Origin of the sequence: Nonomuraea sp. NPDC052265, from assembly GCF_044547985.1 — a bacterium.
In the GTDB taxonomy this organism is placed as follows: domain Bacteria; phylum Actinomycetota; class Actinomycetes; order Streptosporangiales; family Streptosporangiaceae; genus Nonomuraea.
The window spans coordinates 10,808-23,614 of sequence record NZ_JBIUBJ010000006.1 but is presented as its reverse complement, the minus strand read 5'-3'; the positions used below and the strand labels follow the sequence as shown (position 1 = coordinate 23,614).

The following is a 12,807-nucleotide window of genomic DNA, read 5'->3' as shown; positions in this document are numbered from 1 at the left end:
CGAGCCCGCCGCCCGCCAAGGGCGGCGGGCTCCGGGTGTACACGCCGGGCAGGCGAGGACGGGCGTTCGGTCCTCCGGGTGGCGGAGCTCCCGGAGGACCTCACCTGGTCAGGGCTTGGCCGCGGCGCTGACGATGCGGCCGGCTTCCTCCTTGGTGATGAGGCGGGCGGCCACCAGTTCGGCGGACTTCTTCGCGACGTGGGCGATGAGCTGGGGCCCGGTGTGCTTCTCGTCCTCGATGAGGTCCTCGATCGTGCAGCCGTCGGGGCGGTAGCGGTTGGCCACCCCGGTGTCGCGGGCCTTGATGGTGACCATCGGCGTCAGGTCGGAGCCCTTGCAGGCGTCCGGCGGAGGGGTGTAGCGGAGCAGGCGGGCGCCGCCCTGAACGGAGCCGAGGGCGTCCTCGGTGCCGCTGCGGAACCAGATGTTGCCCGAGCCGTCCTGCGCGCCCCGGTAGAGGCCGGACTCGACGGCGGTCGTGAACGTCTTCGACAGCGGGTCGATGCGGAACACCTTGCCGTCGAGGGAGGCGTAGACGTGCTCGTCGGGGTTGACGTGCAGCTCGTCGGAGACGCCGGTGTATTCGGCGGGGAGCTTGACCTGCTTGACCACGCGGGCCGTGGCCGGGTCCATGATGAACACCGTGCCGTCGGCGAGGCCCCAGAGCAGCCCGTCGGGGCCCTTGACCAGCGCGGTGATCGACTTCGCGCCGGGCACCGGTGTGTGCTCCGATCGTTTCTCGCCCGAGGCCAGGTCGTAGGTGAACACCTTGGCGTCCGTCGCCTTGGGCGTGGTGCCGCCGCCGCCATGGATCGACGTGCCGCCCCACAGGGTGTTCCCGAGTACGGCCAGCGAGGTGACGCCCTGGTCGGCGACGGGTGCGCGCAGTACCGTGTGATCGTCTGAGGCCTCGTCGTAGACGGTGAGCGCGCCGCCCCACAGGCCGTAGTCGGGGGTGCTGCCGATGTAGACCTTGCTCCCGGCGGCGGCGAACGCCACGGGCCGGTTCTGGCCGTCGCCGATCAGGCGGAACAGCTCACGAGGGTTCGTGCCGGTAACGAACGGCCGGGCCGGGTCGTAATGCATGATCGCGCCGTTGGGATAGGTGCCCAGGTAGAGATTTCCGTCCTTCCAGAACCACCCGTCGGTCTGCGCGGCCCGGCCAAGCTGGGTCACCTTGCCGGTGGCCGGGTCGAGGACCGCGACGTTGCCGTTGATGTAGAGGTTCGTGTAGATGCGGCCGTCCGGCCCGGCGGTGACGTTGTTGATGTCGATGGGCTGGTACGGGAACGGCAGCTTGAAGCGCTGGGAGGCGCCGGTGCGCGGGTCGTAGGAGAACGCGTCACCGTTGTAGTTGCCGATCGCCGCATAGAGCGTGCCGTCGACGAAGCCCCAGCCCACCCCGGCACCGCCCGAGGCCACCCCCGGGACCGCTTCCGGCCGGTCGGCGGCCAGGTCGTAGCGCCACAGCTCGGCGCCCGAGGTGAAGTAGACGTAGCCGCCCTCGGCGACCTTGGTCGTGCCGCGCGAGTTCATCGCGAACCCGTCGGCCAGCACCGCCCCCGAGTCGGGATCGAGCACGAGCGCCTGCCCCTTGCTGCGCTTGACGAACAGCTTGCCCGCCACCAGGTTCAGGTCGTACGGATAGCTCGGATCGCCGCGCAGCGCCTCGGGCCAGATGTCCCGCTTCTCCCCGGTGGCCAGGTCCAGCCGGATCAGATGCCCCGCCGAGCCGACCGCCGCCCACAGCAGTCGCCGGTCGGTGTCGACCGCGACGTCCGACGTGTACTGCTGGCCCTCGACCATCGCTCCGAGGTCACGGAACCCCTCACCCGGGGTGTACGAGAACGCCTTGGCCCCTGGATACGTCCCCCCGTAGACCTTGCCGTCCTTGCCGGCCTGCAGCCCGTAGGCGTACAGCTCTCCCGGCACGACCTGCCCCAGGTCGGTGGCCTGCTCCTGGCCCGGTTTGAAGGAGTACAGGTGGCCGTTGGGGTAGGTCCCGGCATAGACCGTACCGTCGGCGGCCTGGGTGATGCCCCACCCGCCGGACGAGCCGGGCAACTCCACGGTGTCCCTCAGTTCGCGGGTCACCGGATCGACCTCGGCGACGACCCCCGGCGTGCCCATCTGAACGCTGAAAACGGCCGGCCGCCCGTCCTGGCCGGTGCCGAAGTGCCCCTCGAAGACGGTGAGCGCGGTCGACTGGACGCCGAAGTCGGTCACGGTTCCTTGGGCTGGGGAGGCGGCTAAGAGAGTGGACAGCAGGACGGAGAGGACACGCATGGGTTGCACTCCCGGGAGATTACGGTCATGAGCGGAACTGCTTCTCGGAGCCAACGATCGTCTCGTTACGAGATAACGGTCCAGACCGTAAAAAGTCAACACTTGACGAAGGAACGTGGGCATGGCGGCGCCGGCAGTCCGCCGGCGTGGCCGCCGACCAGCGGCAGGCCGCCGAAGGCCAGGGCGCAGGCGGTGAGGACCCGGTCCAGGTCGGCCTCGGCGATGCCGAGCCCGTTTCCGATGACGGGCAGGCCTGCGGTGACGATCAACACCCGCTCATCCGGACGCGGGCGCCGGGAACTCACTTGTGTGGCCATAGACCGGCGAGGCGGGCGATGCGAAGACCGGCGTGCAGTTCCAGGCGGACCGCCCCGTCCGTGATGTCGCAGTCGATGACCTCGCGGATGCGGTCAAGCCGGTAGTAGAGCGTGCTGCGGTGGATGCGCAGACGTCGTGCCGTGCCCTGGATCTCGCCGCCGCTGTCGAGGTAGCCCTCCAGGGTCGTCGCGAGTTCGACGCCGTGGGGGGCGTTCAGCAGGCGTCGTACGCCGGCGGGGAGCTGGCTCGGCGTCAGCCGGTCGAGCGGCAGTTGCAGGAACAGACGGTCGATGCCGAGGTCCTCCCAGAAGACCCGCTTGCCGTAACGGTGCCGATCCAGCCGGGAGGCGCGGGAGGCGAGCTGGGCCTCACGGTAGGAGTCCACCGCCTCCGTCAACGACGGTTTCACGCTGCCCACGCCCGCCACGACCTCTTCCAGATCGGGGCCGGCGAGTGCGCGTTCAAGCCTGTCGTGGTTGACCGGGCGCGGAAAGAGGACAATTCCCTCGGCCCCGAGAACGGCACCGACGATCTTCACGGTCGTCGATCTCGTGGTGAATTCGAGGGTTGCCTCGACGGCAAGTCGCGTCACCGACTTCGAGGACGATTCCGGGGCCTGGAGAACGAGAACCGAGTAATTCTCGACATCATCGATGAGGTCGTCCCGCACGAGGGTTTCGGCTGCCTTCGAGCGGGCCGCCGGCGATCCTGCGAGCAATGCGGCAAGCAGGTGCTTCGAATTCTCCTTGCCGTGCCTGCGCTCAGAGATCCGCAGCGAGAGCAGCGCACCCATTTCCGGCGCGGCGGATTCCAGGACTTCGAGGTCGTCCACACACGGCGTTTCCCGATCCTCGACGTAGTAGACGTAGCCGAGCAGTTGCTGCTCGTGACGCAACGGCAGGACGACCAGCTCTCCGTCGTCCTGGGACACCCGCACGCCATGCTTCGCGTGGTGCAGCCGATGCTCCTTGACCAGTGCCTTCGTCACCGGCGCCGTCGAGCCCGCGAGCAGCCGCGCGAGCCGGGCGAGCCGGGCGTCGGTGTCGTGGACGCTGAACGCCGCGATCTTCAGGTCGTGATCGAGCACCACCAGCGCCACGCCGAGGCGATCAGCCAGATCTTGGACGGCGTCATCAAGGCTCACCGGGGTTGCTCCTCTCCTGCGACACAACGTCGGATCGGCACCAACAAATAGCGACAGATCGTACGAAGCGCTTCAACAGGGTGTCTGTCTACGGTGGTGCGACAGCGCACAAGTTAGCAATGCGAGGGGTGAAAGGGCCAAGTCCCGCCGTCGCCCGGCGGGCCCGATCCCGGCCGTTCACCCGATCACTGCACATCCTGAGCAATGCCCGTACCTGACGGGAAGGAGCCCATTCTAGTGACCGAGCGCACCGTCGAAACCCATGGCTATTCCACTTTCTTCCTGGAAAGCGGCGACGAGGCCCATGAAACCGTAATTCTGCTGCACGGCGGCGGCCCCGGCGCCAACGCGGTGTCGAACTGGAGCGGTTTCATTCCCGCCCTGAGCGACGACTATCACGTGCTGGCTCCCGACCTCGTCGGCTACGGCCGCACCGACCATCCCGAGGACATGCCGGGCAGCCTGACCGGATGGATGCGCATGCGGGTCGAGCAGGTGCTCGCCCTGATGGACGTCCGCGGCATCGAGCGGGCCCACCTGGTCGGCAACTCGATGGGCGGCGCGCTCGCCATGCACCTGGTGATGACGGCGCCGGAGCGCTTCGCCCGGGTCTCGCTGATGGGCAGCGCGGGCGGGCACTCGCAGCCGACGCCCGAGGTCATGCGGATGGTGTCCTTCTACAAGGACCCGACGATCAGCGCGCTGGAGAACCTCACCAAGTGGTTCGTCCACGACGAGGACGCGCTGGGCACGTCGATCTCGGAGATCACCGAGACGCGCTACAAGGAGGTCATGCGGCCCGAGGTGCGGCGTTCCTTCGAGCGCTTCTTCTCCTCCTCGCCCGCCGAGATGGCCGTACCGCCGTCGGCGCTGCGCCGGATGCCCCACCCGTTCCTCATCGTGCACGGCCGTGAGGACCGTTTCGTCACCCCCGACTCCAGCGTCTTCCTGCAGCAGCACCTGCCCAACGCGCAACTGCACATCTTCCCGCACTGCGGCCACTGGGTGCAGATCGAGCGCGCCGCCCAGTACGCGGCGCTGCTGCGCGGCTTCCTCACCGACGCGTTCTGACCTCGTAGGACCAGGAGACAACAGGCATGGACATCAAGCAGCTCGGCTACCTCGGCCTGTCCGCGCGCGAGCCGGACGCCTTCACCACGTACGCCACGGACATCCTCGGCATGCAGCGAGTCGCGGGAGAGGACGGCGCCACCCACTTCCGCATCGACGACGTGCACCACCGCGTCACCGTCGAGGCGGGAGAGCAGGACGGCGGCGCGTACTACGGCTGGGAGATCGCCGACGCCGACTCGCTGAGCGCCGCGCTCGACGAGCTGAGCGACCACGGCGTCGTTGCCCACCAGGCGACGCAGCGCGAGCTGGAGATCCGCCGCGTGGCCGGCATGGCGCACTTCCTCGACCCCGCGGGCAACCGGGTCGAGCTGTTCCACGGGGCCTCGCCGGGCGAGGGGCAGTTCACCTCGGCGCGGGACATCGAGCGGTTCGTCACGGGTGACCTCGGCCTCGGCCATGTCGTGCTCGCCAGCCCGGACGTGGCGGCCCAGCAGCGTTTCTACACCGACGTCCTCGGCTTCAAGATCAGCGACACGATGCGCGTGCCGTTCCAGGCCACGTTCCTGCACACGAACCCGCGCCACCACAGCATCGCCTTCGTGGACGGCCCGTTCTTCGGCATCCACCAGCCGTTCCTGCACCACTTCATGCTGGAGGTCCCCGACATGGACCAGGTCGGCCGGACCTACGACCTCGTGCTCGACCGCGAGGTACCGGTCACCATGACGCTCGGCCGGCACAGCAACGACCAGATGTTCTCCTTCTACGCGCAGTCCCCCGTCGGGGTGCACACCGAGTTCGGCAGCGGCGGCGTCCTCATCGACGACGCGACCTGGCAGGTCACCGAGATCCCCGGCCCCGACCTCTGGGGCCACCGGCACTGACGTCACCCTTCTAGGAGCCATTGACATGGAAACCCTCACCCCCGTCGTGGAGACGGACGTGCTGATCGTCGGGGCCGGCCCGGCGGGCGCGACCGCCGCGGCGCTGCTGTCGACGTACGGCATCGCCAACGTGGTGCTCAACAAGTACGCCGGGGTCTCGAACACGCCTCGCGCGCACATCACCAACCAGCGCGGCGTCGAGGTGCTGCGCGACCTCGGGCTGGAAGGCGAGGTGACCAAGAACGCGACCCCGCAGCACCTGATGGGCGAGCACGTGTACGCCACCAGCCTCGCCGGGCAGGAGCTCGGCCGCCTGCGCACCTGGTACACCCACCCGCACTTCAAGGCCGAGCACGACCTCGCCAGCCCGGCCTCCGTGTGCGACCTGCCGCAGCACGTCCTGGAGCCCATCCTGGTCAACGCCGCCGCCTCGCGCGGGTCGTCCGTCCGCTTCAACACCGAGCTGCTGACGTTCACGCAGGACGACGACGGCGTGACCGCCCTGGTCAAGGACAGGCTGACCGGCCAGGAGTACGGCATCCGCAGCAAGTACCTGATCGGCGCGGACGGCGGCAACTCGACCGTCGCCGCGCAGGCGGGCCTGCCGCTGGTCGGCAAGATGGGGCTGGGCGGCTCGATCAACGTGGTGTTCGAGGCGGACCTCACCCGCTTCGTCGAACACCGCCCGGGCGACATGTACTGGTTCGTTCAGCCGGGCGTCGGTCACGACGGCAACGGCATCGGCGTGCTGCGCATGGTGCGCCCGTGGACCAAGTGGGTCGGCGTGTGGGGGTACGACGTCGACGCCGGGCGTCCCTCGCTCACCGAGGAAGACGGCGTCCGCATCGCGCACCAGCTGATCGGGGACGACCAGGTGCCGGTGAAGGTCGAGTCGATCTCCACCTGGGCGGTCAACGACGTCTACGCCACCGACAACATGGCGGGCCGGGTCATCTGCGTCGGCGACGCCGTGCACCGGCACTCTCCCATGAACGGCCTCGGGTCGAACACCTCCATCCAGGACAGCTACAACCTGTGCTGGAAGCTCGCGATGGTGTTGCGCGGCGAAGCCGCGCCGGCACTGCTGGACAGTTACCGGGACGAGCGGCTGCCGGTCGCCAAGCAGATCGTCCAGCGCGCCAAGCGCAGCGACGGGCTGATGCCGCAGATCTTCATGGCGCTGCGCCTGCCGCCCGCCTCGGGCGCGCGGGAACTGCGGGACGCCCTGGACGCCCTGCTGCGGCCGACGGCCGAGGGCGCTCGGCGGCGGCAGGAGTTCGACGCCGCGCTGCGGGCCACGATCATGTGCTTCAACACGCACGGCGTCGAGACCAACCAGCACTACACGTCCGGCGCGATCGTCCCCGACGGCACGCCCGAGCAGCCCGCGCCGCGTGACGAGGAGATCTACCACTTCGCCTCCACCCGTCCTGGACGCCACCTGCCGCACGTGTGGCTGACCAAGGACCAGCAGCGCGTCTCCACCTTCGACCTGTGCGGCCGGGGCCGGTTCACCCTGCTCACCGGCGTCGACGGCGCGGCCTGGCGGGAGGCGGCCGAACGCGTCGCCAAGCGCCTCGGCGTGCCCGTCCGCGTCCGGTCGATCGGCCGCGGCTGCGACTTCGAGGACAGCTACGGCGACTACCACGCCCTGTCCGAGGTCGCGGAGGACGGGGTTCTCCTGGTCCGTCCCGACCACATGGTCGCCTGGCGGTCCGCCACCGCGCCGGATGATCCGGAGGCGGCGCTGAGCGCCGCGCTCGGCCGGATCCTCGGCCTGACGACCAAGGAGTAGGGGGCCATGCGCATCGCGGTGGTCGGCGGCGGGCCCGGCGGGTTGTTCTTCGCCACGCTGATCCGGCAGGCGGACCCGTCGTCCGCGGTAACCGTCTTCGAGCGCAACCGCGCCGACGACACCTTCGGCTTCGGGGTCGTCTTCTCCGACCGGACCCTGGAGGCGATCCACGCGGCGGACCCCGTGCTGCGCGCGGCCCTGACCGAGCACGGCAGGCACTGGGACGACATCGAGCTGCGGCTGAAGGGCGATCGGATCAGGTGCGGCGGCAACGGCATGGCCGCGGTCGTCCGGCGCACGCTGCTCCTGCTTCTCCAGGAACGGGCCCGCTCGGTCGGGGCGGACCTCCGGTTCTCCACCGAGGTGACGCTCGACGACCTGGCGGGCTACGACCTCGTGGTGGCCGCCGACGGGGCCTCCTCGCAGATCCGCGAGGCGCTCGGCCCCGTCCTCGGCTCACAGGTGGAGACCGCCGCGGCCAAGTTCATCTGGTTCGGCACCGACCACCTCTTCGACGGGCTCACCTTCATCCACGAACGCGGCCCTGACGGTGTCTTCGCGGTGCACGGATATCCGATCTCCGACACCATGTCGACGTTCATCGTGGAGACCGACGAGGCGTCCTGGCGGCGTGCCGGTCTCGATGCGTTCGACGAGAGCCTGCCGCCCGGGGCGAGCGACCTGCGCTCCAAGGCGTACCTGGAGATGCTGTTCGCCGAGCAGATCGAGGGCGGACGGCTGCTCACCAACAACTCCCGCTGGGCCGGCTTCCGCACGCGCCGCACCCGCCACTGGCACACCCTGACCCCGCGGCCCGTCGTGCTGCTCGGCGACGCCGTGCACACCGCGCACTTCTCCGTGGGCTCGGGCACCAAAATGGCCATGGAGGACGCCGTCGCGCTCACGCGGGCGCTGACCGGGCACCCCGGCGACCTCGGGACGGCCCTCGCGAGCTACGAGCAGGCGGCCCAGCCGCCGGTCCGGCACATCCAGGACTCGGCGCGGCCCAGCCTCGCCTGGTGGGAGAGCTTCGGCAGCTACTACGACGCCCTTGAGCCGTGGCAGTTCGCCTACCACTTCATGTCCCGCAGCATCTCCGACGCGCGGCTGGCCAGACGCGCGCCACGGTTCACCGACTGGGCCCACCGCCGGTGGCGGGACCTGCACGGCGCCGCCCCCCTGGAGACGCGCTTCGAATCCGCGGGCTGGTCGGCGCCCGGCCGGCTGCTCGACGTCGTGGCCGCCGCGGACGGCGCCCCGGCCGCCGTCCGGGGGAAGACCGATCTGCCGCTTTCCGCGACTCCGCTGCCCGGCGCGTGGGGCGCTCTGCTGAAGGCGCCGGACAGCGAGGCCGGCCTGCCCGGTCTGTGCGAGTCCCTCGCCACCGGCCCGGCGCTGGTCGCCGTGCACGGCGGCACGGCCCTGACCCGAACCCGGTTGTGTGAGGAGGCACGGATGCGCGCGGGACTTCCCGTACTGCTGATCGAGCGGGAATGTGACCGGGACCGGGCGCTGACCACGGTGCTGTCCGGCCGCGCGGACCTGGTCGGAGTGCTCGCGTGAACGACCTCGTACCCGGTCGGGGCGATCGCGTGAACGACCTCGGCCCGCTGTTCGCGCCGCGCGGCGTCGCGGTCGTCGGCGCTTCCCGCGACCCGGGCAAGCTCGGCGCCGCCATGGCCCGTTCGCTGTCCGGCTTCGGCGGGTTCCTGGCACTGGTGAACACGCGCGACGCCACCATGTACCCGTCCGTCGGCGCCGCGGCCGACGCGGGTCCCGTCGACCTCGCGCTGCTCTGCGTCCCCGCCGCGGCCTGCGCCGACGTGCTCACCGAGGCGGCCGCCGCGGGCGTGCGGGCCGCCGTCGTGTGCGGCGGCGGGTTCGCGGAGGCGGGCGGCGCCGGGATCGAGCACCAGCGACGGCTCGGCGCCATCGCCCGGGACTCGGGCCTTCGGCTCCTCGGCCCGAACACCAGCGGCTTCCTCGCCCCCCACGCGCGGCTGACCGCCAGCTTCGTCCCCGGCGCCCACCGGGTGGCGCCCGGCGCCGTCGCCGTCGTGGCCGCCAGCGGCGGCGTCAACCACGCCCTGGCGTTCGCGCTGACCGAGGCGGGGCACGGCGTCAGCCTCGCCGTCGGCCTCGGGAACGGAGCCGATGTCACCGCCCCCGACGTCCTCGACCACCTCGCCGGCGATCCCCGCACCGCCGCCGTCGCACTGCACGTCGAGTCGGTGGCGGACGGGCCCCGGCTGGTCGCGAGCGTCCGCCGGCTCACCGCGACCCGGCCGGTCGTCGCCCTGGTCGTCGGCCGCCACGATGTCGGAGCCTTCGCCGCGTCGCACACGGGGGCGCTCGCGACCTCCTGGCGCACCACGCGCGCCGCACTGGCGCAGGCGGGGGCGGTCCTCGTCGATGACGAACGCGAACTCGTCGACGCCGTCGGCGCGCTCGCGGTGACGCGGGCCCGCCCCTGCGCCGACCCGGGGGTCGGTGTCGTCACCGCCCAGGCGGGTCCGGGGCTGCTGCTCCTCGACGACCTGCGAGGACGCGGGATCCGGGTGCCCGAGCTCACCCCCGGCACCCGCCGGAGCCTGGCCGGGCTGCTGCCGCCGCTGACCTTCCAGCGCAACCCGGTCGACACCGGCCGCCCCGGGCCCGAGCTGGGAGCGGTGCTCGCCGCCACCGGCGCCGACCCCGGCGTGGACGTCATCGCCGGGTACGTCCTGCACGAACCGGACGCGGTCGACGTCGTCGCCGCCGTCGCAGAAGGCAGGACCGCAGGCGTCCCCGTCGTCCTCGGGCTGGCGGGAACGGGCGACGACGTCACCCGCGACCGCAGGGCCCTGCGCGAGTCGGGCGTCCCCGTGGCCCACGACGCCCGCGGCGTCGCCGCCGCCACTGCCGCACTGCTGGCGGACGCCCGCGCGCGTACGACCCGCCCGGCCGTCCCCGTCCCGTGGCAGGCGCCGACCGGCCTGGCCACCCGGTACGACGAACACACGGGCAAGGACCTGCTCGAACGGCTGGGCGTGGCGACCATGCCACGCCGTGCCTGCGCGGACCGGGCCGCGGCCCACGCCGCGTTCGGCTCCGTCGGGGCGCCGGTGGCCGTGAAGCTGCTGGACGCCGACGTCCTGCACAAGACGGAGATCGGCGGCGTCCACCTGGGCGTGTCCACCCACACCGCCCTGGACGCCGCACTCGACGCGCTGGACGCGGCCGGCGCGCGCCGCTACCTGGTCGAGGCCATGGCGCCGGCCGGGATCGATCTGGTGGTCGGCGCGCGACGCGACGTCGTCTTCGGCCCCCTGGTGCTCGTGGGGCTGGGCGGCACGGTGGCCGAAGCCCTGGCCGACGTCACCGTCAGGCTCGCCCCGCTGTCCCCCGGCGAGGCAGCCGGCATGCCGTCCGAGCTGGCCGGGCGGGCCCTGCTCGCCGGGTGGCGCGGCGGCCCCGTCCTCGACCCCGACGACCTCGGCACGATCGTCTCCAGACTCGGCGACCTGCTCGCCGCGAATCCGCTCCTGGACGAGATCGAGGTCAATCCGCTACGGCTCACGCCACAAGGTCTGATCGCGCTTGACGCCGTCATCCTCACCAGGAAGGCCGACGATGCCCACACCGATCACTGAGCACACCGTGCCCTGGCCCGACGCCGACGTCGCCCGCTTCACCGAGAAGGGCTACTGGGCCGGAGCCGCGATCGGCACCCTGCTGCGAGAGGTCGCCGACCGCGATCCGGGCGCCACGGCGCTGGTCGACGGGACGGGGCTCCGCCTCACGTACGGCGAGCTGGCCGATCGCGCCGACGCCGCCGCCGGACGCCTGCGTGACCTCGGCATCGCCCCGGGCGAGCGGATCATCATGCAACTCGGCAACTCGTGGGAGTTCGTCGTCCTCCTCCTGGCGTGCCTGCGCGCGGGCATCGTGCCCGTGATGGCGCTGCCTGCCCATCGCCGGGCCGAGCTCACCTACCTGGCCGTGCACGCCGAGGCCGTGGCGATCGCCGTCCCCGACCGGACCAGGGACTTCGACCACCAACGACTCGCCCACGACCTGGCGGCCGACGTACGCGCCGCCACCGGGGCCGGATGGCAGGTGCTGGTCGCCGGGGACGACGTCAGACCCGCAAGCGTCGACCTGCGGGCCCTGTGCGGCCCGCCCGCCGGCCGGGCCGGCTTCGACGCGCCCCCTCCGTCCCCCCGGGACGTGGCCGTCTTCCTGCTGTCCGGGGGCACGACGGGCCTGCCCAAGCTCATCGCCCGCACACACGACGACTACGCCTACAACGCCCGGGCCAGCGCCGAGGTCGCCGGGATCACGTCGGAGTCGGTCTACCTGGTCAGCCTGCCCGCCGGGCACAACTTCCCGCTCGCCTGCCCGGGTATTTTGGGCGTACTGCTCGCCGGTGGGCGGGTGGTCATGCTGCCCTCACCCGAGCCGGTACGGGCCTTCGCCACGATCGCGGCGGAAGGCGTCACGCACACCGCCGTGGTGCCCGCGGTCGCCGGTCGCTGGCTGGAGCGGGCCGTCGAGCACGGCGCCGGGCAGCTCGCCGGCCTGCGGGTCCTCCAGGTGGGCGGCGCCCGCCTCGCCGACGAGCTGGCGTACAAGGTGAACCCGGTGCTCGGGGCGAGGCTGCAGCAGGTGTTCGGCATGGCGGAGGGCCTGCTGAACTTCACCCGCCTGGACGACCCCCTGGAGACGGTGTGCACCACGCAGGGCCGTCCCCTGTGTCCTGCCGACGAGATCAGAATCGTGGACGAGCACGACCGGGACGTACCGGACGGCCAGGCCGGACTTCTGCTCACGCGCGGGCCGTACACCCCTCGCGGGTACTACCGGGCGGCGGAGCACAACGCCCGCTCCTTCACGGGCGACGGCTGGTTCCGCACGGGTGACATCTGCCTGCGTACCCCCGAGGGCAACCTCGTGGTGGCCGGCCGCGACAAGGACATGATCAACCGGGGCGGGGAGAAGATCTCCGCCGAGGAGATCGAGAACCTCGTGTACCAGCTTCCCTCTGTCAGCCAGGTCGCCGCCGTGGCCATGCCGGACGCCCTGCTCGGGGAACGCGTGTGCGTGTACGTCGTGCCCCGGGACGGAGCGACGGTCACGCTGGAGGAGATCCGCGCGCGGATGGAGAGCGCGGAGGTCGCCCGCTTCAAGCTTCCCGAACGGCTCGTCGTCGTCGAGGAACTCGCCTGGACCAAGGTCGGCAAGATCGACAAGAAGGCCCTGCGAACCGACATCGCCGGCCGCCTCGAGGCCGAGCTTTCCGGTGATGCCCCTGACCGGAACTGAAG

9 protein-coding genes are annotated in these 12,807 nt (G+C 71.3%); 6 read left to right on the top strand and 3 right to left on the bottom strand.

Features of this window, described 5'->3' with window-relative positions; genetic code table 11:
• Nucleotides 1-108: 108 nt before the first annotated feature.
• From ACIHAD_RS19720 to ACIHAD_RS19710, 3 genes are all read right to left on the bottom strand, one after another.
• Complete coding sequence (locus tag ACIHAD_RS19720; protein ID WP_397355929.1) at nucleotides 109-2,226, bottom strand: hypothetical protein; 2,118 nt, start codon at nucleotides 2,224-2,226, stop codon at nucleotides 109-111.
• Between the two features lie 155 nt (nucleotides 2,227-2,381).
• Nucleotides 2,382-2,555 carry a hypothetical protein gene (locus ACIHAD_RS19715; protein WP_397355928.1) on the bottom strand — a complete coding sequence of 58 codons (174 nt, stop codon included), beginning with the start codon at nucleotides 2,553-2,555 and terminating at the stop codon, nucleotides 2,382-2,384.
• Nucleotides 2,556-2,587: 32 nt separating this feature from the next.
• Entirely contained in the window at nucleotides 2,588-3,748 is a 1,161-nt protein-coding gene (locus ACIHAD_RS19710; RefSeq protein ID WP_397355927.1) for a PucR family transcriptional regulator, read from the bottom strand.
• Nucleotides 3,749-3,985: 237 nt separating this feature from the next.
• Between ACIHAD_RS19710 and ACIHAD_RS19705 the strand changes: the two genes are divergently transcribed.
• Genes ACIHAD_RS19705 through ACIHAD_RS19680 form a run of 6 tightly spaced genes read left to right on the top strand, consistent with a single transcriptional unit; the run spans nucleotide 3,986 to nucleotide 12,805 of the window.
• Nucleotides 3,986-4,819 carry an alpha/beta fold hydrolase gene (locus tag ACIHAD_RS19705; protein ID WP_397355925.1) on the top strand — a complete coding sequence of 278 codons (834 nt, stop codon included), beginning with the start codon at nucleotides 3,986-3,988 and terminating at the stop codon, nucleotides 4,817-4,819.
• Between the two features lie 26 nt (nucleotides 4,820-4,845).
• Complete coding sequence (locus ACIHAD_RS19700; RefSeq protein ID WP_397355924.1) at nucleotides 4,846-5,706, top strand: VOC family protein; 861 nt, start codon at nucleotides 4,846-4,848, stop codon at nucleotides 5,704-5,706.
• A 25-nt stretch (nucleotides 5,707-5,731) separates the two neighbouring features.
• Entirely contained in the window at nucleotides 5,732-7,501 is a 1,770-nt protein-coding gene (locus ACIHAD_RS19695) for an FAD-dependent oxidoreductase (protein ID WP_397355923.1), read from the top strand.
• Nucleotides 7,502-7,507: 6 nt separating this feature from the next.
• Nucleotides 7,508-9,064, top strand: a complete 1,557-nt coding sequence (locus ACIHAD_RS19690; protein WP_397355922.1) for an FAD-dependent monooxygenase — start codon at nucleotides 7,508-7,510, stop codon at nucleotides 9,062-9,064.
• On the top strand, nucleotides 9,061-11,133 hold the full coding sequence (locus tag ACIHAD_RS19685; protein ID WP_397355921.1) for an acetate--CoA ligase family protein: 2,073 nt from the start codon (nucleotides 9,061-9,063) through the stop codon (nucleotides 11,131-11,133). The genes ACIHAD_RS19690 and ACIHAD_RS19685 overlap by 4 nt, the downstream gene beginning before the upstream one ends.
• Nucleotides 11,114-12,805, top strand: coding sequence for a (2,3-dihydroxybenzoyl)adenylate synthase (locus ACIHAD_RS19680; RefSeq protein ID WP_397355920.1), 1,692 nt, complete (start codon nucleotides 11,114-11,116; stop codon nucleotides 12,803-12,805). The genes ACIHAD_RS19685 and ACIHAD_RS19680 overlap by 20 nt, the downstream gene beginning before the upstream one ends.
• The last annotated feature ends 2 nt before the right edge of the window (nucleotides 12,806-12,807 follow it).

Bases quoted from the DNA above. Each gene is read 5' to 3' on its own strand.
- ACIHAD_RS19700 (WP_397355924.1), top strand. From the start codon at position 4,846: ATGGACATCAAGCAGCTCGGCTACCTCGGCCTGTCCGCGCGCGAGCCG.
- ACIHAD_RS19695 (WP_397355923.1), top strand. From the start codon at position 5,732: ATGGAAACCCTCACCCCCGTCGTGGAGACGGACGTGCTGATCGTCGGG.
- ACIHAD_RS19690 (WP_397355922.1), top strand. From the start codon at position 7,508: ATGCGCATCGCGGTGGTCGGCGGCGGGCCCGGCGGGTTGTTCTTCGCC.
- ACIHAD_RS19680 (WP_397355920.1), top strand. From the start codon at position 11,114: ATGCCCACACCGATCACTGAGCACACCGTGCCCTGGCCCGACGCCGAC.